Genomic DNA, 22,051 nt, shown 5'->3' with positions numbered 1-22,051 from the left:
CCGGTCAAGGTGATGGCGATGCAGGACGACGAGCAGGAAGCGGAGCAGGTCGCGATCATGATCTCCGCGCACAAGTTCGAACGGCGTGCCAAGTTTTCCGATTACGCCATCCTCTATCGCGGCAACCATCAGGCGCGCGTGATCGAGACCGCGATGCGCAAGGAACGCATTCCCTACACCATCTCCGGCGGGCAGAGCTTCTTCGATCGCGCCGAGATCAAGGACATCGTGTCCTACCTGCGGCTGGTCGCGAATGAGGATGACGATCCCGCCTTCATCCGCGCCGTCACCACGCCCAAGCGCGGCGTCGGGCAATCGACGCTGGAAGCGCTCGGCGCTTTCGCCGGCCAATGGCAATGCTCGCTGTTCGAAGCGGTGTTCAAGGGCGGCATCGAAGCCAAGCTGGCCGACCGCCAGCTCAACCCGCTGCGCGAATTCTGCCACTTCATCAACGGCCTCGAAGCGCGCGCCTCCAAGCGCGGCGAAGACGCCGCCGAGCTGCTCGACGAGATGATGAAAGAGATTCACTACGAATCCTATCTCTACGAAACCTTCGACGAGCGTCAGGCGCAATCGAAATGGCAGAACGTGCTCGACTTCACCACCTGGCTGAAGGAGAAGGGCACTGGCGGCAAGGACGGCAGCGGCGAAGAAAAGAGCCTGCTCGAACTGACGCAGATGGTCGCGCTGATGACCATGCTGGAAGGGAAGGATGAAGAGCCCGACGCGGTCCGCATGTCCACGCTGCACGCGTCGAAGGGGCTGGAATTCCCGCACGTGTTCCTGGTCGGCGTGGAAGAAGGCATCCTGCCGCACAAGGGCGATCCGGATGCGCCGATCGACACGCTGGCCGCGCGCATCGAGGAAGAGCGCCGGCTGATGTATGTCGGCATCACGCGCGCGCAGCGCAGTCTGCATGTCACCTGGTGCAAGAAGCGCAAGCGCGCGCGAGAGAGCGTGAACTGCGATCCTTCACGCTTCATCAAGGAGATGAAGCTGGACGAGGGCGATGCGGTGCCGAAGGAAGATGAAGTGCTGACGCCGCAGGACCGTCTGGCGAATCTGAAAGCCCTGCTGGCGAAACCGAAGGTGGCGTGATCGGACCTTCGAGGCCGTCAGCAGCGGCCCTTCTTGGCCTGTCCGGGAGGGCAGTGATAGGGGCCGGGCTGGCCGCCGCCCGAGATCACCACTTGCGCGGCCGGATATTCCGGCACGATGACGCATCCGGAACTGCCAAGAGTGACCACGGACATCAGTAGCAAAAGATATTTCATGTCTTTATCAAGCGTGCAATGGTTTGGAAGCGGCTGTCCCTGCTTTCGCAAGCCAGTCGGTAACGAGCAGCGAAGATAGCGGCGCCCTTTCCGCGGGTCAATTGCGGAAAGGGAAAGTTACATTTCCCGACAGCGTCGATGGCGTATGCGATTTATTTCCGTGTGGAACTAAATTGAAGCGCCCCCTATCCAAGCTTGATACAAGCATGCACACGCACGGGGACTCTTCATGGCGCAATCCAGGGTGGCAAGAAAATCGAGCCGGCACAAACGCAATCATCCGTCCGAGAGCGCACAGGACACGCCAAGGCAGCCTCACAAGGAGCACGCCGCGAATGCGGAGGCGAGCATCGACCGGAACGAGAGCGCCAATGATGCGAAGCCCGGGCAGGCGGAGCAGAAGCCGATGCTTCCGGCGCTCGTTCCTCAATGCCTCCCCGCAATGATCGTGCAGCCGCCATCCGACCCCGCAAACGATGCGCCCGTATCGAAATGGAAATTCTCGACAGGCATGCAGGCACTGCTGATCAGTGTCTGCCTGACGGCGGTCCTGATCTTCTCGATTGGCGCCCTGAAGGTCAATCGCAGCGACACCCGGTTGGCCGCCGCCGACGCAAGCGCATCGCTTGCCATTCCGGCATCGGAGTCAGGCAACGCAACTTCAGTGAATAAAGCAAGCGTCACACATCCAGTGCATCATGCATCGAAGTCGGCCGGCACAACATCCAAAGCGGGCGCATCGGGCACGTTGAAGAAATCGGCCCTCGCGCGAACCGAGCATGCCGCGCACGCGCCGGCGGACAAGGCGAAGAAAAAATCCACCGCCATCGCCGCCAAGGCACCCAGGAAACCGCTCGATGAGCACAGCGTCCCGCTTCTTGCGCAGAACAGCATCGTGAAGCCCGTCAGCACGCAGGAGCAATATGCGCAGTGCGAAGGCATCAGCAGTTTCTTCCGGCGCGAACAATGCAAGTGGCAAGTCTGCGGCGGGAAATGGGGGCAGGACGGCTGTCCCTCGTATCAAAGCGAGAACCGGGAAATCAACTAGCAGGCTAGCGCTTCCCGCTACGCTCACACCATCGGCGTGACCGCCCCATCCATCGCCAGAATCGCCCCGCTGATATAACTCGCGCGCGGCGAGGCCAGGAACACGACGGCATTGGCGATTTCTTCCGGCTCGGCGATGCGCCGCAAGGGCAGATGTTCGTGCGCGCGCCGCATCGCTTCATCGAGGCTGATCTGCTTGAGCTTCGCATCCGCGGCCATGCCCTCCTTGAGGCGATCGGTCGCGGTCAGCCCGGGATTGACCGCGTTCACCCTGACACCCTGCGGACCGTAAGCCGCCGCGAGGCCTGCGCTGGCGAGCATGAGTGCCGCATTCGCCGCGCCGCCGGGCAGGTGAATCGGGCTGGCCACTTTGCCGCCCGCGCCGATCACGTTGACGATGGCGCCGCCTCCGCGCTGCGCCATGCGCTTGATCATTGGGTCCATCATGTGGATGTAAGTGAAGTATTTTGCCTGCATCGCATCGTGCCATGACTGGGGCGTCAGTTCATCCGGCGGAGTGCGGCGCGCGGCGCCGGCGGAATTGACCAGGACATCCACCGGGCCGCCCGCGTGTTCCGTCTGATCGAGCGCCGCCGCCGCTGCCTGCGCGTCGCTCAGGTCGGCCGCGATGATGGCGATGCGCGACGATGCATCGGGAACGCCTTGTTGCAGGGCTTGCATGCCGCGCTGCAGATTGGCGATGTCGCGCGACACCAGGGTGACGCGCGCGCCTTCCTTGAGAAAGCCGAGGGCACAGGCGAGGCCGATGCCCTTGCTGCCGCCGGTGATCAGAACGTGTCGGTTTTCCAGTTGCAGATCCATCTCTTTCCTCCGGGTCACGGTCAGCTACGCGCTGCATGGCGAAAGTGTAATATGGATGTTCACCATTCCGCTGGCCGATCCCGGATGTTGTGCCCGACGAGACAAGACAATGTGAACCGATAAGCAGATGACACAAGCGCCATCCACCATCCGCCCCGCTGCGACCTTGATATTGGTACGCGACAGCGGGGAAGACATCGAAGTCCTCCTCGTGCAACGCACCCACGGCGCCAGCTTCGCCGAAGGTGCTTACGTTTTCCCCGGCGGCGCGGTGGACGCGAGCGATTTCAGCGTCGCGCGTTCGGGCCACTGCCACAGCCTCGACGACGCGGCCGCGAGCCGCATGCTGGACGTGGAGCGCGACGGACTCGCGCATTGGGTCGCGGCCATCCGCGAATGCTTCGAGGAAGCCGGACTGCTGCTCGCCTGCGATGAAGACGGCGCCTTGATCGATCCGCAGGCATGCACGTCGATTTCCGACTTGGCGCAGAGCCGCAAGAAGCTGATCGCCGGAAAGCAGACGCTGGCCGAACTGTGCGACATGCACAAGCTGCGCCTGGCCGCGGACCGGCTGCATTATTTCAGTCACTGGATCGCGCCGCCGATTGCGCCGCGCCGCTTCAATACGCGATTTTTTATCGCTGCCGCGCCGTCGTCGCAAGACGCCTCGCACGACGACAAGGAAACCATCAGCCATCTGTGGATACGCCCCGGCGATGCATTGGCACGTCATCAGCGCGGCGAGATGGCACTGATGTTCCCCACCATGAAAATGCTGGAATCGCTGGCCGGATTTCGCGATCTTGCTTCCCTGATGGAGCACGCGCGCGGCATTGCGTTGACCGCACCGATTTCGCCGGTCATGCCGCGCCCCGCATGGGCGCAAGGCGAGCGACGCATTCTGCTGGCTGCCGACGCCGCCTATCCCGAGGTCGGCAAGCTCGACCCGGACGGGACGGGCAAGGCTTCCTGCGAAATCCTGCCCGGCGTCGTGACGCGGCTGTCCGACAAGGTGCGCCGCATCGCCAGTCCGAATCCGCATTTCATGCGCGGACCCGGCACCAATACCTATCTGATCGGCGCCAGCGACGACATCGCCGTGCTCGATCCCGGTCCCGCGATGGAAGCGCATGTGCATGCGCTGCTGGAAAACGCGGGCGGCCGCATCCGCTGGATACTCGTCACGCACACCCACGGCGATCACTCGCCGGCGGCGAGACTGCTGAAGGAAAAGACCGGCGCGCAGCTGATCGGCATGCCGCCGCCAGCGCTTGACCACCAGGACCAGAGCTTCGCACCGGATCGCATTCTTGCCGACGGCGAGCGCATCGCGATTGCCGGCTGCGTAATCCGCGCCATTCACAGCCCCGGCCATGCGTCGAACCATCTGTGCTATCTGCTGGAGGGCGAGCGGCTGCTCTTCACCGGCGACCATATCATGCAAGGCTCCACCGTCGTGATCAATCCGCCGGATGGCGACATGCGCCAGTATCTTGCGTCGCTGCGCAAGGTGCAGCAGGAGGATGTCGCCTGGCTCGCGCCGGGCCACGGATTTCTGATGGATCAGCCGCGCGAGCGCATCGACAGGCTGCTCGCGCACCGGCAATCGCGCGAAAACATCGTGCTCGCCGCGCTCGACAATTTTGAGCGGGCGACAATCGATCAGTTGCTGCCCGTGGTCTATGCCGACGTGCCGCGGGAACGCTTTGCGATGGCGGCGCGCTCGCTGACGGCGCATCTCATCAAGTTGCGCGACGAAGGCCGTGCGGTCGAAAGCGAAGGGCAGTGGTGGCGGGTCAGTAATCCGTCGTGATCGTCAGGTGGTAGGGTATCGCTCCGCACGCATGCCGGTTCTGCCAGAGCACATTGACCATGGCATGTTCCGACACGCCGAGATGCTGCGCCATCGCCTGCGCGCCGAGCACGGTCGCTGACCGGATCGCGCGCTCTTCGGCGCTGTTGCGCAGGATCAGGCTGTGGCTGTCGATCCTCGCCGCCAGTTCGGGCGCGAAGCGCAGTATCTTGATGGAGCGCATCACGCGCGGCATCTGGTAGCTGGCCGCCACGGTGATGTCGCATTCGATCTCGATGCCTTGCTCGATGAGATAGCCGGCAAACCACATGAGCGCGAGCTGCGCACGCACCAGGTAAGCGTCCTGGCCGTAGGCCATGGTGAAGCGTTTCGCGAGACGCTCCGCATCGTCCGTCGTTAGCCGGCCGCTCTTGCTGGCCGCGACCAGCTCCGCCGATGCCTGCTCCAGTTGATCCTCGAACAGGATCTCGCGCAGGAATTGTGCGCGCCGCCTCGGCATCGAAATGTCGCCCAGCGCATCGACCAGCGCCTGTTCCTCGCCCGACCCCAACAGCGCGCGCAGCCGTATCGGAGTCGATTCATCGCCCCAGATCGAGTCCAGTGCTGCCATCAACCCGTGTGCACCGCCTTCGCCGCGCCAGTGATAGCGCGCAATCCCTTGCGGGGTCGGCGTCCAGAACATGAAGTTCAGGCTGTTCAAGGCGATGCTGTAGGCGGCCGCGCCCTCGGGCGTGCGCCCGGCCGGCTTGCCGAACAAGCCGACGGTGAGATGACTGAAGCGCTCGGCACGAGCGGGCAGACGCGAAATCGACTCCTGGTCAACGCCGACGAGTTCGGGTTGGTAGTCGAGATGAGCTTGCGCAAGGAGACGTTCTTTTGCGGTGTGAAGTTTGTCCATGCGGGCTCCTGAAATACATGCGCCAAGGATACCCGACTCCGGTGTCTTCTTGCCACGATTCCGGCGCGAGGCGGGGAGAATGTTTCGCGGCAGGGCCTGCACAAATCGACAACAAATTGACGCGTTGCCGCAAGGCGGAACGCATGAACGAATCAGGCATCGCCGCTTTTCTCCAAGGCGAGTACAATTTTCGGAATGCATTCCGATACAAGCCCAGTTGCCACCGATTTCCGCAGCGGGCTTCAAGAAAAATACGGAATGCCGAGAGTGACCCCGAGGAGGAGCGCCATGCAGGAGTTATTGAAGTTCAGTGCCTTGCGTCGTTTCACCAAGGCGCTGTCGGTCGCGCTGCATGAACGCGATCCCTATACGCGCTTTCATTGCGAGCGCGTGATCAATCTGGCGACGGAAATCGGCATTGCCTGCGCGCTGCCGGATCACGATCTCGTCATGCTCGGCGTTAGCGCCTCGTTTCATGATGTCGGCAAGATCGGCATTCCCGATAACGTGCTGCTCAAGCCCGGCAAGCTCGATGCCGACGAATGGGAAATCATGAAAACCCATTCCGAGCGCGGCGAGCGCATCATGCGCGCCACCTTGCTGCAGGATGCGCCGGCGGTGGCCAACGTGATCCGCCACCACCATGAACATTTCGACGGCGGCGGCTATCCCGACGGCCTGGCCGGCGACGACATTCCGATGCTGTCGCGCATTCTCTCGATGGCCGACAGCTACGACGCGATGGCAACCGTGCGCGCCTACCATCGTCCGCGAGCGCATCACGAAATCGTCGAAGTCATGCGTTCGGAGGTCAACAGAAAGTTCGATCCCGCGCTGTTCGCGCACTTCGCCGTTGTCATCGAGAAGAGCCCCTCGCGCCTCAAGTAGACCCGCCGCGCTGCGCATGAGCAAGTAATTCCTTGTCCCGAAAAGCCATTAACTTGGCTTCGCCGGTCACTGACGCGCACCGGCGAACAACATACAGTCTCCACAACAGAAAAACAGACAAGGCCGTGTCAGCGCATCGAACGCGCACGGCAAGGAGACCTTCCATGCATACCCGCTGCACGTAATCCGTTTCATCTGACCGCCCGGCGGTCACGCTCCCTGTTCAACGCGATCTCGCTTTCCAGCGCGAGCAGGGTAGCCTTTTTCTTCAAAAAGTTGCGCGCGGACGCGGACATGGCCGGCGTGCAAGCAGATCAGGAGCAGTCGATGTCGCCGTATCCGAACAGTCCTCTGATGGGCCAGATGATGCATCAGCCCTTGCTCATTTCCTCTCTCATCCGCCATGCGGACCGGTATTTCGGCGACACCGAAATCGTTTCCCGGCGCGTGGAGGGCGATATCCATCGCTATACCTATCGCGACTGCCACCGCCGCGCGCGGCAGATGGCGCGTACCCTGGGCGAATTCGGCGTGCAGATCGGCGATCGCGTCGCCACGCTGGCATGGAATGGCTACCGCCACATGGAACTGTATTACGCGATCTCGGGTTCGGGCGCAGTGCTGCATACCATCAATCCGCGCCTGCATCCGGAGCAGGTCGCCTATATCGTCAATCACGCGCAGGATCACTACCTGTTTTTCGATCTGACCTTCCTGCCGTTGGTAGAGGCGATCGCGGCCTCGTGCGACACGGTCAAGGGCTTCGTGCTGATGTGCGAACGCGATCGCATGCCGGCCGACAGCACCATTCCCGATCTGCTCTGTTACGAAGATCTGATCCGCTGGAGCTCGGACGATTACGAGTGGCCGCAGCTCGACGAGAATGCCGCCTCCAGCTTGTGCTACACCTCCGGGACCACCGGCAATCCGAAGGGCGTGCTGTACTCGCACCGTTCCACCATTCTGCATTCCTACGCGTCGGCCATGCCCGATGCGCTGGCCGTCTCCAGCCGCGAGGTGGTCCTTCCGGTCGTGCCGATGTTCCACGTCAATGCCTGGGGACTGCCTTACTCCGCGGCGCTGGCCGGTGCAAAACTGGTTTTCCCCGGGCCTGCCCTTGACGGCAGGTCGCTACATGACTTGTTCGAGCAGGAACAGGTTACTTTTTCGGCGGGCGTGCCGACGGTATGGAACGGACTGCTCGCGCACGTCAACCAGAACGAACTGCGCTTCTCTTCACTGCGGCGTGTTGTGGTCGGCGGTTCGGCCTGTCCGCCCGCGATGATGAACGCCTTTCGCATCGGACATGGCGTCGACGTGGTGCACGCCTGGGGCATGACGGAGATGTCGCCGCTCGGCACGGTGTGCACCTTGCAGTCCCGCCACGAGGCGCTGCCGGAAGAGCGCAAGAGCGCCATCCTGCAGAAACAGGGGCATGTCGTGTTCGGCGTCGAGATCAAGATCGTGGATGACGAGGGCAATGCATTGCCGTGGGATGGCGAGACGCGTGGCAGCCTGCTCGCGAAAGGCGCGTGGGTGATCAACGGCTACTTCCGCGGCGAAGGCGGCGATGTCTTGCAGGATGGCTGGTTCCCCACCGGGGACGTCGCCACCATCGACGCCGACGGCTATCTGCAAATCACCGATCGTACCAAGGACGTCATCAAGTCGGGCGGCGAGTGGATAGGCTCCATCGATCTCGAAAACATCGCCGTCGCCCATCCCGCCGTGCAGCAGGCGGCCTGCATCGGCGTGTCCCATCCGAAGTGGGACGAGCGGCCCTTGCTGGTGGTGGTGAAAAAACCCGGTGCCGCCGTCAGCAAGGATGAACTGCTGGCCTTTTACGACGGCCGGATCGCCAAGTGGTGGACACCGGACGACGTGGTGTTCGTCGATGCATTGCCGATCGGCGCCACCGGAAAGATTTTGAAAAACCGGATACGGGAACAGTATCGCGACTACAGGCTGCCGACGGCGTAACAGGCTGTTGAATGCCAATAACAAAGGAGGAGACATGAAAATAAACCAGACAATGCTATTTGCATCCTTGCTGATCGCCGCCGGCATGCTTGCCGCTTGCGGCGGTGGCGGCAGCAGCGGCCCGGAAGTGCGCAGCACCGTCTATGGCGAAGTGCTGGGCGTGGACGATGGCGCCGGCAGCGGCACCTATTACTGGAAGGGGCTGCCCTTTGCCAAGGCGCCCACCGGCACGCTGCGCTGGAAAGCGCCGGTCGAGCCGGATGCATGGAGCGCGCCGCTGCAAACGAAGAATTTCGGCAATGCCTGCATCCAGAACGGCCGCCTGTACGGCCCCGGTTCCAACAACACCTACGACGCGACCATCGGCACCACGCTGAACACGCCGGTCGGCAGCGAAGACTGCCTCACGCTCAATATCTGGCGTCCCGCCAACGACACGGGCAATCTGCCGGTGATCTTCTTCATCTACGGCGGCAGCAATATCTCGGGGTATTCCGCCGATCCGGTCTATGACGGCGCCAACCTCGCCAAGACCGCGAATGCCGTGGTCGTTACCGCGAACTATCGCGTCGGGCCGTTCGGCTTCTTCAACATGCCGCAGTTGAAGACCGGCGCCAACGCGATGGACGATTCCGGCAACTACGCCATTCTCGACCAGATCCAGGTGCTCAAGTTCATCCAGAACAATATCGCCCAGTTCGGCGGCAACAAGGGCAATGTCACCATCATGGGCCAGTCCGCGGGTGCGATCAATGTTTATGCGCTGCTGACCTCGCCGCTCACTGCCGGCCTGTTCCACAAGGCCGTCCCGATGAGCGGCGGTATCTCCTTCGCCTCCGAACTGCCGCCCGGTTCCATCGCGATCATGAACCCGGCCTCGACCTACCAGGCGCAGGCGACTTCGCTGCTGACCAACCTGTTGATCGCGGACGGCCTCGCCACCGACACGGCTTCGGCGCAGCAGTATGTCGCCACGCAGAGCAATGCGCAGATCGCGGCCTACATGCGCGGCAAGAGCGCTTCCACCATCCTCGGCACGCTGCTGGCGAAAGGCCTCACCGGCTCCAATCCGATCCCGGACGGCACGGTGGTGGCGACCGACCCGATCGCCGCCATCAATGCCGGAAACTATCGCAAGGTGCCCATCCTCGCCAGCAACACGACCGAGGAAGGCAAGCTGTTCGCCTCCTTCCTCGCACTCTCGCCGGCGCTCGGCGGCAAGCCGGGTTTCATCGTGAGCGATGCGACGCGCTTCAACATGATGGCCAACTTCAACGGCGATGCGGCGAGTACGCTGACCGTGAACGACATCATCGATCCGTCCTACCTGCCGGTCGATACTCCGAGCACCGGCTATAACGCGCGTACCGCGCTGGTGGGCAATCTGCTGTTCACGAGCAATCGTGACAGCGTGCTCAACGCATTGCGCGCGCAGCAATCCAATGTCTGGTACTACCAGTTCGCATGGAAGCAGAATCCGGCACCGTGGCACGATGTGTATGGCGCGGCGCATGCCTACGACCTGCCTTTCGTCTTCGGCAATTTCGGTCCGTCGCTGTTCTCCAGCTCTATCGTCAGCACGGCGAATCGCACCGGACGCCTCGCGCTGTCGAACGCGATGATGAACAGCATTGCCGCCTTCGCCCGCAACGGCGATCCCAACACGTCGGCGCTCGGCGTGACCTGGGAGCCATGGCCGAAGAAGCTGACCTTCGACGCCAGCCTGACGCAAACGCAGATCAGCACGCAGTAAAAACACACCGATTCGCCGCGGCGCGCGACGTCCCCGCGTCGCGCGTGGGGACGTTCACGCCTTTATTTCAAGTATGGAGATCACCACAATGAAACAGTCGCAACTTCGCACCGCCGTCTGCGCCGCCATCCTGTCGCTGGCAGCCGGCACATCGCACGCACAACAGAAAGTTTCCGACGATGTCGTCAAGATCGGCATCCTCACCGACATGTCGGGCCTCTACTCGGACCTAAGCGGCGAAGGCTCGGTCGCTGCCGCCAAAATGGCGGTCGAGGATTTCGGCGGCAAAGTGCTCGGCAAGCCGATCGAGGTGATTTCCGCCGACCACCAGAACAAGTCCGACGTGGCCGCCGGCAAGGCGCGCGAATGGTTCGATGCGCAGAAGGTGGACATGATCAACGACCTCGTCACCTCCAGCACCGCGCTGGCCGTGGTCGACATCGCAAAGCAGAAGAACCGCATCGCCATCATCAACGGCGCCGGCGCGACCCGGCTCACCAATGAAAGCTGCACGCCCAACAGCATTCACTATTCCTGGGACACCTATGCGCTTGCCAACGGCACCGCCAATGCCGTGGTCAAGCAAGGCGGTGATTCGTGGTACTTCATCACTGCCGACTATGCATTCGGCCACTCGCTGGAAAAGGATTCAAGCGACGTCATCAAGGCCAACGGCGGCAAGGTGCTCGGCAGCGCGAAACATCCGCTGAACGCATCCGATTTTTCCGCCTTCCTGCTGCAGGCCCAGTCTTCCGGCGCGAAGATCATCGGGCTCGCCAATGCCGGCGGCGACGCGGTCAATGCGATCAAGGCCGCCAATGAATTCGGCATCGGCAAATCCGGCAAGCAGCATCTCGCTTCGCTGCTGTTGACCATCAACGACATCCACAGCCTCGGCCTGAATGTGGCGCAGGGCTTGTACGGTACCGAAGCCTTTTACTGGGACCTCAATGACGAGACGCGCGCCTGGTCCAAGCGCTTCGCGGCCAAGATGAAGAAGATGCCGAACATGATCCATGCCGGCGTTTATTCGTCGACCATGCATTATCTGAAAGCCGTGCAGGCTGCCGGCACCGACGAGGCCGGCGCGGTGATGAAGAAGATGAAAGAAACGCCAATCAACGATTTCTTTGCCAAGAACGGCAAGATCCGCGAGGACGGACGCATGGTGCATGACATGTACCTGGTGCAGGTGAAGAAGCCGTCCGAATCGAAAGGGCCCTGGGATTACTACAACGTGAAGGCCGTGATCCCCGGCGATCAGGCTTACCAGCCGCTCTCGAAGAGCGCCTGTTCGCTGGTCAAGAAGTAGTCACCGCCACCCACGCAACGCAGCACAGGAGGAAACCATGCACGCCACCAAGACCATGTTTGCCCTCGTCATCGCTTTCTTCCTGTCTGCCTTCCTGCATGCGGCGCGAGCCGAGGACGTGCGCATCGGCTTCGTCAACGGCCTGAGCGGGCCGATTGCCGAAACCGCGCAGGACATCCTCAAGGTCACGCGCGCCTACGTCGAGCAGGTCAACGCCGGCGGCGGCGTGCATGGGCGGCAGCTGGCGCTGGTGACGCGCGACGACCAGTACGATCCGGGCAAGACAGCCGCACTGGTCGAGGATGTGATCGTCAACGACAAGGCAGTGGCGCTGGTCAACAGCGCCGGCACCGCACCCACCATCGCGGTTATCAAATCAGGCGTGCTTGCGCGCCACAAGGTGCCGCTGGTGGGCGTCTTCAGCGGTTCCACCGCGCTACGCGGGCCGGGCTCGGCGGAGATCTTCCACACCCGTCCGACCTATGGCGAGGAAGTGCTGAAGATTGCGCGCCTTGCATCCACCCTCGGGCTGCGGCGCATCGCGGTGCTGTACCAGGAAGACGCCTTTGGACAAGGCATCCTGCAAAGCGTCGCGGACGGCGAAAAGAAGTTCAATCTCGAAGTCATCCTCAAGGCAGGCTACCAGCCGGGCACGCGCGACTTCGCCGCGCAAGCAAACGCGATCATTGCTGCGCGTCCGCAGGCGGTGTTCATGATGGGTGTGCCGGATTCGACCTATCAGTTCGTCAAGGCCTGGAACGCGCCGAGCGGCTATGCGCAGCTGTACACGCTGTCCTTCGTGACTTCCCAGAAGCTGGCGGAGATTGCCGGCGAGGCGAAAGCGCGCGGCATCGGTATTTCGCAGGTGGTGCCGAATCCGAATTCGACCGTGCTGCCGCTGATCAAGGATTTCCAGGCCTTGCTCCACAGCCCGTACGGCAAGGACATCCGCGCCAATCCCGTGACGCTGGAAGGCTACCTGAATATCCGCCTGGCGGTGGAAGCCATCAAGGCCGTGGGCCCGAATCCGAGCGGCGAGAAGGTTTTGCAAAGCCTGGCGGCGATGCGCGACTACAAGCTGGGCGGATTCCCCATCGATTTCTCCGGCTCCAAACGCAGCGGTTCCTACTATCTGGACATCGCCGTCATCGGGCGCGACGCGCGGCTGCTGTACTGAGCACAGTTCGACGACCGCAATCTGCCCGCCCACGAGGCGGGCTTGTTGTTTTGGCGTCCGCCATGCGCCCGGCACGCCGATGCGCTATATTGAACAAAATCCATGAAACGGGTATAAGTCGAGAGCGGCGCAGCAAGAGCCGCCAGCCAGCAGGACTTGCACCTACCAATCATCAGAGAGACATGGCAAGAATCAAAGCCCGGCTCATGGAGCAGTTGTCGCAAAGGGAAATGCAGCCGTGACGGCACGCACGATTTCCGCGGCATGGGTCAAGGGAATAGCGGAGATCATCCAGGCCGAACACCTGGATGCGCGCGCGCTGTTCGTCGAAGCCGGCCTCGACATCGACGAGCTGAAACATCCCGACGCGCGCTTCGCGCCCGAGAAGATCAGCGTGCTCTGGGAACTGGCGAGCCAGCGCTCCGGCAATCCCGCTCTCGGCCTGAACATCCCGCCGGCCGCGACGCCGGCCAGCTTCGACGCGGTGGCTTACGTGATGATGTCCTGCCCGAACCTGCGGGCGGCGCTCGAACGTCTGCTGCGTTACCTGCGCATCGTCAGCGACGCCGCGGACATTACATTGCACGACGAGACGGACGGCTTCAGCATCAACGTTGAGCTGGTCGGCGGCGGCCGCCCGGTGCCGCGTCAGCGCGTCGAATTCGTGCTGGTCACGATCCTCAATTTCTGCCGCTGGCTGAGTGGCCGCGACCTGCGCCCGCTGGCCGTGTATTTTGCCAACGCCGAGCCGGCCGACCTGCACCCGTACAGCCAGGCCTTCCATTGCCCCCTGCGCTTCAACGCGCCTTCGCACCGCCTGCTGTTTTCCTTCGAGGACGTCATGCATCCGCTGCCGACCTCCAACCCGATGCTCGCCGAACTGCACGATCGCTTCGCCGGCGAGCACCTGAACCGCCTGGAAAACGATCGCATCAGCTTCAAGGCGCGCGAGCTCATCATCCGCCAGCTGCCCGATGGCGATCCGCTGCGCGCCGACATCGCCAAGGCCCTGCACATGAGCGAACGCACCCTGCAGCGCCGGCTGCAGGAGGAGGGCACTTCCTTCAACCAGCTGGTCGACGACATCCGCCACGAACTGGCGCGCGACCATCTGGGCCAGCACAACGTGACGCTGTCCCAGATCGCCTACCTGCTCGGCTTCGCCGACCAGAGCACCTTCTTCCGCGCCTGCAAGCGCTGGTTCGGCATGTCGCCCGGTGAGTACCGCTCGCGCATCGGCCACGATCCGGGACGCGCCGACGGCTGACACTACACTTGCCGACCTGCTGTACATCAAGAAATGTGCAGGCAGTTGCGTGGCCCTCGAAAGCGCGGCCTACAAATTCAGTGACTCCTCGCGATGCGCTGGACGATGCGCCGGTGCTCGACGCGCATCCCGGCGTGTCGAGCAAGCATTGCAGCCAGTACTGCTGGAAGCATGCGCTCACTACCTCATGCACGAGAAGTCGCAGGAGCTGCCGCAGGACCCGGTCGCGCGCTGCCGCCTGGTCAACGGCGCGCGCATCGAACGCGTCAACTGGCTGGCGGATCGTTCCGACAAGGGATTCAGGCAATCGGCGGGGATGATGGTCAACTACCTGTACTGCAAGGCGGAACCGGAATCGAACCATGAAAAGCCGATGCTCAAGGGCGCGGTGTCGAGTTCGCGTGCGGTGCGCAACCTGTTGCAGTCGGCCTGAGCAGGGGCTGCAAACGATTAGTCGGCCTTGCGTTTCCGGTCGCCGAGTTGCTTCTCGAACGCGGTATCGAGCTTGCTGATCCTGGCTTTCTTTTGCGGCCCGGTCTGGTTCACGAGCTGCACGAATTCATCCAGCGCGAGATCGGCGCTGATCTTTTCCGGCCTGCCGCCCGGCTCGGCGCGCAGCAGGTAGAACAAGCCGGCGGCATTGATCCCCAGCGAATAGCGGTAGGCGCTGTCACGCTCGTTCAGTCGTGCAATGGCGGCGCTGGCTTTGGTTGATCTCATTGCAAACCTGTATGGAAATCCGGCAAGTGCCCGGAAGATTGGACGCATTCATCATAATGCAGTCCGGCCCGGCGCGCAGGATTTACCTCGCGCCTGCACATAACCCTCCCGAAAGCGGCTGATGTCCACCGGACAGACGATCGCCGGCAATTGTTCCGCTCGGCGTCACGGTCCGCCTCGGCGTAAAATACGGGCGGATTCTGCGCCGGAAGGCTGCAATCGGACATAAGGAAAAACAATGGCAGCTCTCGATCTGAGCGGGAAGCGGGTGCTTATCACGCAGTCATCGACCTTCATGGGGCCGGTCCTGTGCGAACTGTTTGCGCAGCTCGGCGCCGAGGTGATCGCCGACGAACGCACATTGCTCGACCCCGCGCTGCCGCAGGCCATCGTGCAGGCCGCCGGTCGCATCGATGTGCTGATCGCCAACCTCGCGATTCCCGCGCCGACCACGCCGGCGGTCCAGGTCGGCGACGACGAATGGCGCGATGCCTTCGCGCACATGGTCGATCCGCTGCCGCGCCTGGTCCGCGCGGTCCTGCCGCAAATGATCCAGCGCCGCTCCGGCAAGATCCTGCTGATCGGCAGCGCATCGGCGCTGCGCGGCATGAAGCGCACCTCGACCTACAGTGCCGCGCGCGGCGCGCAGCTGTCCTACATCCAGGCGGTCGGTGTGGAAGCGGCGCCGCATAATGTGCAGATCAATGCGATTGCGCAGAATTTCGTCGAGAATCCCACCTATTTTCCGCTCGAAGTGCAGGCCAATCCCGCCTTCCAGGAAAGGCTCAAGCGCGAAGTACCGCTCGGCCGCCTCGTCACGCAGCAGGAAGACGCGCAGTTCGCCGCCTACCTGTGCAGCGATGCCGCCGATTGCTTCGTCGGGCAAGTATTTCCCCTGTGCGGCGGCTGGATCGCGCGCTAACCTGAGAAAATTGAAAACATGACAAGCGAAGACCGCCTGGTCGACATCGAAATACGCATCGCGCGCCAGGAAGACATGATCGACACGCTCAACAAGACGGTCTATCAGCAGCAAAAGAAGATCGACGAACTGGAAGGCCTGTGCACCGCGCTCGCGCGCCACATTCGTGAAGTGCGCGAGGCCGCGACCGAGCGCGGACCGGCCAACGAGAAACCACCCCACTATTGATTCATATGGAACAACAGGAACTGCTGCGCGCCAAACTGAATGGCGAAACCTCCCGCATGCAATGGACCGAATTGCAGCGCTTTTTCGCATCGGGCGCGGTGATCGCCGTCAGCCATGAGCTCGACCTGGTCGAGGTTGCCGCCTGCATCGCGAACGACGACACCAAGGCCATTGCACAATGGATGGCGGAGAGCCGGGTCGGGAGGGTGAGCGACGCGCAGGCAAGCGCGTGGCTGGAAGCGGACGCCGCCCTGTGGGCGGTCGTGGTGAAGCCCTGGATACTGGTGCAGGAAAAGGACTAAGCTTCGCTCGACGTCGCCTGGTGCAACTGCTTCACCAGCAGCTTGCTCTTCAACAGCGACAGGGCGCTTTCGCTGCCATAGCGGAATCCGCGCATCGACGCTGCATTCATCAGGCTCAATACCTCGTCGTAAGTGAGCGCCTGCGTGTAGTCGCGCGCATGGAGGTTCGCGCGGTTTTGCGCATCGATATGGTCAACAATCTCTTCCGGTAACATGGCAAGCCCTTGAAGCTGTGGAATCATGTGTAGTGATCCGCACATGTGGCCGGAATCTACACATCGATTTTGTTGCCCGAAGCTTACAAGGCACTTACTTTTTTTGCCCCAGGGCACGGTTTCGCGTGGTCGCGCGATGCCTCACCTGTAGAATGATGCTTCCTGTCCAACACGGTCTCGCGCCGCCTTGCCCGAAATCCTCATGTCGTCCAAGCGTTTACCCGACAAGATGCTGACCTCTGTTGTCGGGATCGTTCTTCTCGTGCTGGTGACCGGTTTCGCCGGTGCCTGGTATTACTTCAAGCAGAAGGAACGCCTGAACAGCGAGATCGTCTACCTGAACGTGCGCGACGTGGCGATCAGCCGAAGCGGGCATTCGATCCGCGCTTCCTTCGCCGTCCGCACCAGCGGTGCCGACGCGGAATGGGCATCGGCCAACAAGCAGGCGCTGGAGCAGCTGATGAAACAAGCGCTGATGGAAGTCGACCCGCAACGCGCCCTCGCGCCCAACGGCCTGCCGACGCTGCAGGCGCGCGTGCGCGCGGCAAGCAATGCGTCGCTGCAGACCGACAAGGTGCAGGAAGTGCTGATTACCGACTTCCTCGTTTCCGAAGGCGACCTTTAGCAGGCTGTTGAAAAACTACTGCGCGGGCCGATCCCGGGGCGTGCTAGAGCGACTGTAACAGCCGATTATGAATCGCCGTCGCCGCGACCGCCGCATGCCCCATCGCGACCGTGATCTGGTTCAATCCCTTCACGATGTCGCCCGCCGCATACAGGCCGTCCACTGAAGTTTGCTGGTGCGCGTCGACGATCAGGTCGCCGTGCTCGTTGCATTGCGCGCCGAGCACTTGCGCCATGCCGGAATTGACCAGCGTGCCGAGCGCGACATACACCACGTCGAAATCCAGCTTGCGCTCGTCCCGAAGAGCGATGTGCATCGCATCGGCGCCGTCAAAGCGCATGCCGGCAACAGGCGCCCGCACCATCTGCACGCCGGCGCCGCGCAATCGCGCCAGCTCTTCCTCGTTCAAGCCAGGCATGTCGTCCAGCGTCAGCAGGCTCACGGTCCGCGCGAAATGCTTCACGAACAGCGCTTCGCCGAGGCCGTCCTTGCCGCGGCCGATCACCGCGACCTGTTTGCCGCTCGCCTCGAAGCCGTCGCAAACAGGGCAATAGCGCACGCAACCCGCCGCGACTGCGCGTTTCACGTCTGAAAAATCCGGCTCGACGTCCATCACGCCGGTCGCAAGAATGACATGGCGGGCATGCCATTGCCGTTCAGCGCAACGAACAATGAAGCTGCCGTCGTCCAGCCGTTCCAGCCGGTCCACGGTTCCGGAAATACGGCGTGCGCCGTAGGGCTCTGCATGAGAGCGCAGCCGGGTCAGCAATTCCTCGCCATGGATGCCGTTGGCGAAGCCGGGATAATTGTGCGAGGTCGGAATCGACAGCAGGCGACTCGCATTGCTGTCGATGACCACGATGCGACGTCGAAAACGGGCGAGATAGATGGCCGCGGTCAGCCCCGCGGCGCCCCCGCCGATGATGGCGCAGTCGCGCAGATCAGGGTCGAAAGACAAGATGATTTTGTTCGATCAAGGGGGAATCGGGAAGAAAGAACTCAGGAAAGTCAGGTCCATGCGCGGCATGAACCTGATCCTGTTTTAACGACGGGATGACTGCTGACGGTTCGGATGGCGCGTGCGCGGCGGCATTGCCTCCAGGTCGTCGATGCCGGCATCGTCGCCCGGATTCACATAGTCGATGCGATCGACGTCGATATCGCTGCCTGCTTCGATGTCCGAATCGCGACCGGCGGTTGCGCGCTCGCCGGTGCCGACCGCATCGGTATCACTGTCGATCTCCGCATCGCCGATATCCGGCCCCGCGCTTCTGTCGCGCCTGCCGCTGTCGGGATCTTCATACGTGCCTTTGTCCAGGCCGATGTCCGCCTCATCGGCCCAGCGCAGGCCGCCCTGCACATCGCTGCCGCTGTCGGAGGTGTCGCTCGGACCGAGCGCGCTGGTGCCATGCCCTTTTGCCAGGCGGCGATCAGGTTCCGGAGCGTTATCCGGGTCCAAAGTGCTGGTTGCCATTATGTACTCCTTGCTTGAGATTCACGGGACCGTCGTGGCTGCGACGACGGCAGGATCGAGATGCAACACGCGCGTCGCATGGCGCACCGGAACCTGCACGGATGTAGATCACGGCGAGCGCTGTAAATTCGCAAACAAATACGGAATATCGTGAAAAGCTGCGCGATGGAAATCTTGCCGTGCGGCGGAAGGAACTTTCTTGTTCATCTATTTGTCATTTAAATAACGGAAGCCGAATGATTCCGGAATTCAAGGGGCTTTCTACGCGATGACGGCAATCCCGCACGTCATCCCGACAACCCAAACTTTCTCAGGAGTTCATCATGGCAAGACCACACAAGATCCTGTTCGGCACGGCGCTGCTCGCGCTGGCCAACCTCGCCTTCGCGCAATCGTCAACCGAGAGCAGCACCTCGCCCTCATCGACGACCATGCCGAGCGCGACCACACCTGCACCGAGCGACAGTTCGGGCACAAGCAGCACCGGTTCCACCTCGGCAGGCAGCGGCGCAGCGACCGCCACCACGCCGCCGGCGGGCGCATCGACCACCGTCACCACCAATCCGGCGGCCAGCAGCTCCAATGATCCTTACGTGCAGCGGCGTGAAGAGCGCAAGCAGGCACGCCAGGAATACAAGGACAAGAAGAAGGCCGCCAAGCAGGAGTACAAGAGCGAGAAGAAGTCCGCCAATGCAAAGCTGAAGGAGTCCGGCGCATCGCCTGCAGCGCAGAGCAACATCGAAGTGCCGTCGACCTCCGGCAAGTAAGGGTCTAGAAGCGTTTCACAACGCAGCATGATCGACGCCACCGCATTGCCGGTGGCGTTTTTCTTTGCGCCTTGTTCAAGTGCTCACGTGCTGGAATTGACGCGATTCTTCGCAGCATGCATTGCGTACAGCCCGGTAAAATGAAGCTCCGCCTTTCTTCGTCTTCAGCTTGTCCAGGCCACCGTGAGCGCTCCGCTGCGAAAAATCATCCATTGCGATTGCGACTGCTTTTATGCGGCGGTGGAGATGCGCGACGATCCCTCCTTGTGCGGACATCCCCTGGCCGTCGGCGGACGGCCGGACCAGCGCGGCGTGGTCGCGACCTGCAACTATGAAGCGCGCCGCTTCGGCGTGCGTTCCGCCATGCCGATGTCGCTGGCGCTGCAGCGTTGCCCCGACCTGATCGTGATGCCGCCCGCGATGGACAAGTATCGCGCCGCGTCGAAGCAGATCCTCGCCATTTACCGCGACTACACCGATCTGGTCGAGCCGCTGTCGCTGGATGAAGCCTATCTCGACGTTACCGCGTCACCGCACTTCAAGGGCAGCGCCACCCTGATCGCGCAGGAAATCCGCGCACGCATTGCCGACACCGTCGGCATCACCGCCTCGGCCGGCATTGCGCCCAACAAGTTTCTCGCCAAGATCGCCAGCGACTGGAACAAGCCGAACGGCCAGTTCGTGGTTCGTCCGCAGGATGTCGATGACTTCGTCGCCGCGCTGCCGGTCGACAAATTGTTCGGCGTCGGCAAGGTGACCGCGATGAAGCTGAAGAAGCTGGGTGCGTTCACCTGCGCCGACTTGCGCCAATGGCCGATTCCCGAGCTGCAGCATCACTTCGGCAAATTCGGCGGCAGCCTGTACAACCTGTGCCGCGGCATCGACCGGCGGCAAGTGAGTGCGAGCCAGGAGCGCAAGTCGGTGAGCGTCGAAGAAACCTATGTCATCGATCTGCCCGACCTTGCCAGCTGCCTGCGCGAGCTGTCGCCCTTGATCGCGCTCCTGCATCAGCGCGTGAAGCGCGCAAGCGCCGAGCGGCATATCCACAAATTGTTTGTAAAAATTCGTTTCGACGATTTTCGCCGCACGACGGCGGAATGCGTGAGCACGAGCATCGATGAAGCGACCTGCCGCAAGTTGCTGGAGACCGCGCATCAGCGCGGGCACAGGCCGGTGCGTCTGCTCGGCGTCGGCGTGCGCCTGAACGAGGAAGAAGACGACGCCCAGCTGGGATTGTTTGCCGACGAGATGCACGTCTTGTCAAGCGAGGATGATGCTTGATCGCCACTGACGCGGCACGAGTCGCCGTGTAGAATGAGCGGCTCCCTTTTTCGGATGCGCATCATGTGGTTCAAGAATCTCCAGATCTATCGTCTCACCGCACCATGGACGCTCAGCGCCGAGCAACTCGAAGCCGCGCTCGCGCCGCAAGCCTTCGCGCCGTGCTCCAGCATCGACCTGCAGAGCCAGGGCTGGCTGTCGCCGCGCAATAACGGAATGCTGGTGCATACCGTCAATCGCCAGCTGCTGCTGCAGCTCGGCACCGAGAAAAAACTTCTTCCGTCCACCGTGATCAACCAGGTGACCAAGGCGCGCGCCGCGGAGATGGAAGAGCAGCAGGGCTTCAAGCCGGGCCGCAAGCAGATGAAGGAATTGAAGGAGCAGGTCACCGACGAACTGCTGCCGCGCGCCTTCAGCATCCAGCGCAGCACGCATGTGTGGATCGACCCGGTCAATGGCTGGCTGGTGGTCGATGCCGCCAGTCCCGCGAAGGCCGACGAAGTCTTCAAGCTCCTGCTCAAGTCGCTCGAGAGCCTGCCGTTCGCGTCGCTGCGCACCGAGCGCTCGCCGCTGACGGCAATGACCGACTGGCTCGCCGCCGATGAAGCGCCGGCCGGCTTTACCGTCGACCAGGACACCGAACTGCGCGCCACCGGCGAAGGCAAGGCCACCGTGCGCTACGTGCGCCACACGCTGGAGCCGGAAGACGTGCGCCGTCACATCGCGGCCGGCAAGCAGTGCACGCGCCTGGCGATGACCTGGGCCGACCGCGTGTCCTTCGTGTTGACCGAATCGCTCGCGATCAAGCGCGTCGCGCCGCTCGATGTGCTGAAGGAAAACGCCGACGCGGGCACGCAGAACGAGGATGAGCGTTTCGATACCGACTTCGCGCTGATGACGGGCGAACTGGCGAAGCTGATCGCCGATCTGGTGGAAGCGCTGGGCGGCGAGGAACAGCAGAAGAAAGCTGCTTAGCAAAGAAGGCGCAAGACGAAAAAAGACGAGCCAGTTGGTTCGTCTTTTTTGTTTTTGCAGGAGAGAATGAAACCTTCTCCGTTCGGAAAAGAAAAATGCCCGCTTGCGCGGGCATTTAAATATTGGCGGAGTGGACGGGACTCGAACCCGCGACCCCCGACGTGACAGGCCGGTATTCTAACCAACTGAACTACCACTCCAGGAACTGCTCATACCCCGGCATGCACCGGAATATGCGACGTTTGTCACCACGTCTGAAGGGGCTGAAGTCTACAGCAATTTCCGGCTTCTGGCTACTCCTTCGGAAACTT

The 22,051-nt window shown here is 62.3% G+C and carries 24 protein-coding genes and 1 tRNA gene; 17 read left to right on the top strand and 8 right to left on the bottom strand.

Features of this window, described 5'->3' with window-relative positions; genetic code table 11:
- A partial coding sequence (locus VJ651_RS17375; protein ID WP_324108642.1) for a 3'-5' exonuclease occupies positions 1-1,098 on the top strand: 1,098 nt, incomplete at its 5' end.
- A gap of 17 nt (positions 1,099-1,115) precedes the next feature.
- Here VJ651_RS17375 and VJ651_RS17370 read toward each other — a convergent pair.
- Complete coding sequence (locus VJ651_RS17370) at positions 1,116-1,274, bottom strand: hypothetical protein (RefSeq protein ID WP_324108641.1); 159 nt, start codon at positions 1,272-1,274, stop codon at positions 1,116-1,118.
- A gap of 229 nt (positions 1,275-1,503) precedes the next feature.
- Here VJ651_RS17370 and VJ651_RS17365 point away from each other — a divergent pair, with 229 nt between their 5' ends.
- Positions 1,504-2,322 (top strand): hypothetical protein, encoded by an 819-nt coding sequence (locus VJ651_RS17365; protein ID WP_324108640.1) that lies wholly within the window; start codon positions 1,504-1,506, stop codon positions 2,320-2,322.
- A gap of 23 nt (positions 2,323-2,345) precedes the next feature.
- On the opposite strand, the gene VJ651_RS17360 is transcribed toward VJ651_RS17365, so the two are convergent.
- Positions 2,346-3,143: an SDR family oxidoreductase gene (locus VJ651_RS17360; protein ID WP_324108639.1), complete on the bottom strand. Its 798-nt coding sequence runs from the start codon at positions 3,141-3,143 to the stop codon at positions 2,346-2,348.
- Positions 3,144-3,270: 127 nt separating this feature from the next.
- Between VJ651_RS17360 and VJ651_RS17355 the strand changes: the two genes are divergently transcribed.
- Complete coding sequence (locus VJ651_RS17355) at positions 3,271-4,956, top strand: MBL fold metallo-hydrolase (RefSeq protein ID WP_324108638.1); 1,686 nt, start codon at positions 3,271-3,273, stop codon at positions 4,954-4,956.
- Here VJ651_RS17355 and VJ651_RS17350 read toward each other — a convergent pair.
- The gene (locus tag VJ651_RS17350) at positions 4,940-5,854 is read right to left on the bottom strand and encodes a queuosine salvage family protein (RefSeq protein WP_324108637.1); all 915 of its coding nucleotides are present in this window, start codon (positions 5,852-5,854) and stop codon (positions 4,940-4,942) included. The two genes, VJ651_RS17355 and VJ651_RS17350, sit on opposite strands and share 17 nt — an antisense overlap.
- 288 nt (positions 5,855-6,142) lie before the next feature.
- Between VJ651_RS17350 and VJ651_RS17345 the strand changes: the two genes are divergently transcribed.
- From VJ651_RS17345 to VJ651_RS17315, 7 genes are all read left to right on the top strand, one after another.
- Positions 6,143-6,742, top strand: coding sequence for an HD-GYP domain-containing protein (locus VJ651_RS17345; protein WP_324108636.1), 600 nt, complete (start codon positions 6,143-6,145; stop codon positions 6,740-6,742).
- Between the two features lie 327 nt (positions 6,743-7,069).
- Complete coding sequence (locus tag VJ651_RS17340) at positions 7,070-8,722, top strand: 3-(methylthio)propionyl-CoA ligase (RefSeq protein ID WP_324108644.1); 1,653 nt, start codon at positions 7,070-7,072, stop codon at positions 8,720-8,722.
- 34 nt (positions 8,723-8,756) lie between these two features.
- Positions 8,757-10,475 carry a carboxylesterase/lipase family protein gene (locus tag VJ651_RS17335; protein WP_324108635.1) on the top strand — a complete coding sequence of 573 codons (1,719 nt, stop codon included), beginning with the start codon at positions 8,757-8,759 and terminating at the stop codon, positions 10,473-10,475.
- A gap of 88 nt (positions 10,476-10,563) precedes the next feature.
- On the top strand, positions 10,564-11,787 hold the full coding sequence (locus tag VJ651_RS17330) for an ABC transporter substrate-binding protein (RefSeq protein ID WP_324108634.1): 1,224 nt from the start codon (positions 10,564-10,566) through the stop codon (positions 11,785-11,787).
- Between the two features lie 37 nt (positions 11,788-11,824).
- Entirely contained in the window at positions 11,825-12,964 is a 1,140-nt protein-coding gene (locus VJ651_RS17325; RefSeq protein WP_324108633.1) for an ABC transporter substrate-binding protein, read from the top strand.
- A 238-nt stretch (positions 12,965-13,202) separates the two neighbouring features.
- A complete protein-coding gene (locus VJ651_RS17320) occupies positions 13,203-14,231 on the top strand; it encodes an AraC family transcriptional regulator (protein WP_324108632.1) in 1,029 nt (342 codons plus the stop codon).
- Positions 14,182-14,664, top strand: a complete 483-nt coding sequence (locus VJ651_RS17315) for a malonyl-CoA decarboxylase domain-containing protein (RefSeq protein WP_324108631.1) — start codon at positions 14,182-14,184, stop codon at positions 14,662-14,664. The genes VJ651_RS17320 and VJ651_RS17315 overlap by 50 nt, the downstream gene beginning before the upstream one ends.
- Before the next feature lie 17 nt (positions 14,665-14,681).
- Here the strand turns inward: VJ651_RS17315 and VJ651_RS17310 are convergent, their stop codons facing one another.
- Positions 14,682-14,951, bottom strand: a complete 270-nt coding sequence (locus VJ651_RS17310) for a hypothetical protein (RefSeq protein WP_324108630.1) — start codon at positions 14,949-14,951, stop codon at positions 14,682-14,684.
- A gap of 238 nt (positions 14,952-15,189) precedes the next feature.
- Here VJ651_RS17310 and VJ651_RS17305 point away from each other — a divergent pair, with 238 nt between their 5' ends.
- Genes VJ651_RS17305 through VJ651_RS17295 form a run of 3 tightly spaced genes read left to right on the top strand, consistent with a single transcriptional unit; the run spans position 15,190 to position 16,403 of the window.
- A complete protein-coding gene (locus VJ651_RS17305; protein ID WP_324108629.1) occupies positions 15,190-15,873 on the top strand; it encodes an SDR family oxidoreductase in 684 nt (227 codons plus the stop codon).
- Positions 15,874-15,891: 18 nt separating this feature from the next.
- Complete coding sequence (locus VJ651_RS17300; RefSeq protein WP_136420263.1) at positions 15,892-16,101, top strand: SlyX family protein; 210 nt, start codon at positions 15,892-15,894, stop codon at positions 16,099-16,101.
- A gap of 5 nt (positions 16,102-16,106) precedes the next feature.
- The gene (locus tag VJ651_RS17295; protein ID WP_324108628.1) at positions 16,107-16,403 is read left to right on the top strand and encodes a DUF2288 domain-containing protein; all 297 of its coding nucleotides are present in this window, start codon (positions 16,107-16,109) and stop codon (positions 16,401-16,403) included.
- Here the strand turns inward: VJ651_RS17295 and VJ651_RS17290 are convergent.
- Positions 16,400-16,645, bottom strand: a complete 246-nt coding sequence (locus VJ651_RS17290) for a hypothetical protein (RefSeq protein WP_324108627.1) — start codon at positions 16,643-16,645, stop codon at positions 16,400-16,402. The genes VJ651_RS17295 and VJ651_RS17290 overlap by 4 nt on opposite strands.
- A 175-nt stretch (positions 16,646-16,820) precedes the next feature.
- On the opposite strand from VJ651_RS17290, the gene VJ651_RS17285 reads away from it, so the two are divergent.
- A complete protein-coding gene (locus tag VJ651_RS17285) occupies positions 16,821-17,243 on the top strand; it encodes a hypothetical protein (RefSeq protein WP_324108626.1) in 423 nt (140 codons plus the stop codon).
- 43 nt (positions 17,244-17,286) lie between these two features.
- Here the strand turns inward: VJ651_RS17285 and VJ651_RS17280 are convergent, their stop codons facing one another.
- Positions 17,287-18,201: an NAD(P)/FAD-dependent oxidoreductase gene (locus VJ651_RS17280; RefSeq protein WP_324108625.1), complete on the bottom strand. Its 915-nt coding sequence runs from the start codon at positions 18,199-18,201 to the stop codon at positions 17,287-17,289.
- An 84-nt stretch (positions 18,202-18,285) separates the two neighbouring features.
- Positions 18,286-18,717, bottom strand: a complete 432-nt coding sequence (locus VJ651_RS17275) for a hypothetical protein (protein ID WP_324108624.1) — start codon at positions 18,715-18,717, stop codon at positions 18,286-18,288.
- 323 nt (positions 18,718-19,040) lie between these two features.
- Between VJ651_RS17275 and VJ651_RS17270 the strand changes: the two genes are divergently transcribed.
- From VJ651_RS17270 to VJ651_RS17260, 3 genes are all read left to right on the top strand, one after another.
- Positions 19,041-19,484, top strand: a complete 444-nt coding sequence (locus VJ651_RS17270; protein ID WP_324108623.1) for a hypothetical protein — start codon at positions 19,041-19,043, stop codon at positions 19,482-19,484.
- A gap of 195 nt (positions 19,485-19,679) precedes the next feature.
- Positions 19,680-20,765 (top strand): DNA polymerase IV, encoded by a 1,086-nt coding sequence (gene dinB, locus VJ651_RS17265; RefSeq protein ID WP_324108643.1) that lies wholly within the window; start codon positions 19,680-19,682, stop codon positions 20,763-20,765.
- 63 nt (positions 20,766-20,828) lie between these two features.
- Positions 20,829-21,740 (top strand): recombination-associated protein RdgC, encoded by a 912-nt coding sequence (locus VJ651_RS17260; RefSeq protein ID WP_324108622.1) that lies wholly within the window; start codon positions 20,829-20,831, stop codon positions 21,738-21,740.
- Between the two features lie 123 nt (positions 21,741-21,863).
- Here the strand turns inward: VJ651_RS17260 and VJ651_RS17255 are convergent.
- Positions 21,864-21,940 (bottom strand) — tRNA-Asp (locus tag VJ651_RS17255).
- Positions 21,941-22,051: the final 111 nt, after the last annotated feature.

The organism is Noviherbaspirillum sp., from assembly GCF_035254865.1.
In the GTDB taxonomy this organism is placed as follows: Bacteria; Pseudomonadota; Gammaproteobacteria; order Burkholderiales; family Burkholderiaceae_D; genus Noviherbaspirillum.
The sequence above is the reverse complement of the archived record's forward strand: the minus strand, read 5'-3'. Positions and strand labels throughout refer to the sequence as shown.

Coding starts and splice junctions, on each gene's coding strand:
- VJ651_RS17305 (WP_324108629.1), top strand. CDS start 15,190: ATGGCAGCTCTCGATCTGAGCGGGAAGCGGGTGCTTATCACGCAGTCA.
- VJ651_RS17370 (WP_324108641.1), bottom strand. CDS start 1,274: ATGAAATATCTTTTGCTACTGATGTCCGTGGTCACTCTTGGCAGTTCC.
- VJ651_RS17285 (WP_324108626.1), top strand. CDS start 16,821: ATGTCGTCCAAGCGTTTACCCGACAAGATGCTGACCTCTGTTGTCGGG.
- VJ651_RS17335 (WP_324108635.1), top strand. CDS start 8,757: ATGAAAATAAACCAGACAATGCTATTTGCATCCTTGCTGATCGCCGCC.
- VJ651_RS17330 (WP_324108634.1), top strand. CDS start 10,564: ATGAAACAGTCGCAACTTCGCACCGCCGTCTGCGCCGCCATCCTGTCG.
- VJ651_RS17275 (WP_324108624.1), bottom strand. CDS start 18,717: ATGGCAACCAGCACTTTGGACCCGGATAACGCTCCGGAACCTGATCGC.
- VJ651_RS17350 (WP_324108637.1), bottom strand. CDS start 5,854: ATGGACAAACTTCACACCGCAAAAGAACGTCTCCTTGCGCAAGCTCAT.
- VJ651_RS17290 (WP_324108627.1), bottom strand. CDS start 16,645: ATGATTCCACAGCTTCAAGGGCTTGCCATGTTACCGGAAGAGATTGTT.
- VJ651_RS17345 (WP_324108636.1), top strand. CDS start 6,143: ATGCAGGAGTTATTGAAGTTCAGTGCCTTGCGTCGTTTCACCAAGGCG.
- VJ651_RS17310 (WP_324108630.1), bottom strand. CDS start 14,951: ATGAGATCAACCAAAGCCAGCGCCGCCATTGCACGACTGAACGAGCGT.
- VJ651_RS17365 (WP_324108640.1), top strand. CDS start 1,504: ATGGCGCAATCCAGGGTGGCAAGAAAATCGAGCCGGCACAAACGCAAT.
- VJ651_RS17260 (WP_324108622.1), top strand. CDS start 20,829: ATGTGGTTCAAGAATCTCCAGATCTATCGTCTCACCGCACCATGGACG.
- VJ651_RS17360 (WP_324108639.1), bottom strand. CDS start 3,143: ATGGATCTGCAACTGGAAAACCGACACGTTCTGATCACCGGCGGCAGC.
- VJ651_RS17300 (WP_136420263.1), top strand. CDS start 15,892: ATGACAAGCGAAGACCGCCTGGTCGACATCGAAATACGCATCGCGCGC.
- VJ651_RS17355 (WP_324108638.1), top strand. CDS start 3,271: ATGACACAAGCGCCATCCACCATCCGCCCCGCTGCGACCTTGATATTG.
- VJ651_RS17340 (WP_324108644.1), top strand. CDS start 7,070: ATGTCGCCGTATCCGAACAGTCCTCTGATGGGCCAGATGATGCATCAG.
- VJ651_RS17270 (WP_324108623.1), top strand. CDS start 19,041: ATGGCAAGACCACACAAGATCCTGTTCGGCACGGCGCTGCTCGCGCTG.
- VJ651_RS17325 (WP_324108633.1), top strand. CDS start 11,825: ATGCACGCCACCAAGACCATGTTTGCCCTCGTCATCGCTTTCTTCCTG.
- VJ651_RS17295 (WP_324108628.1), top strand. CDS start 16,107: ATGGAACAACAGGAACTGCTGCGCGCCAAACTGAATGGCGAAACCTCC.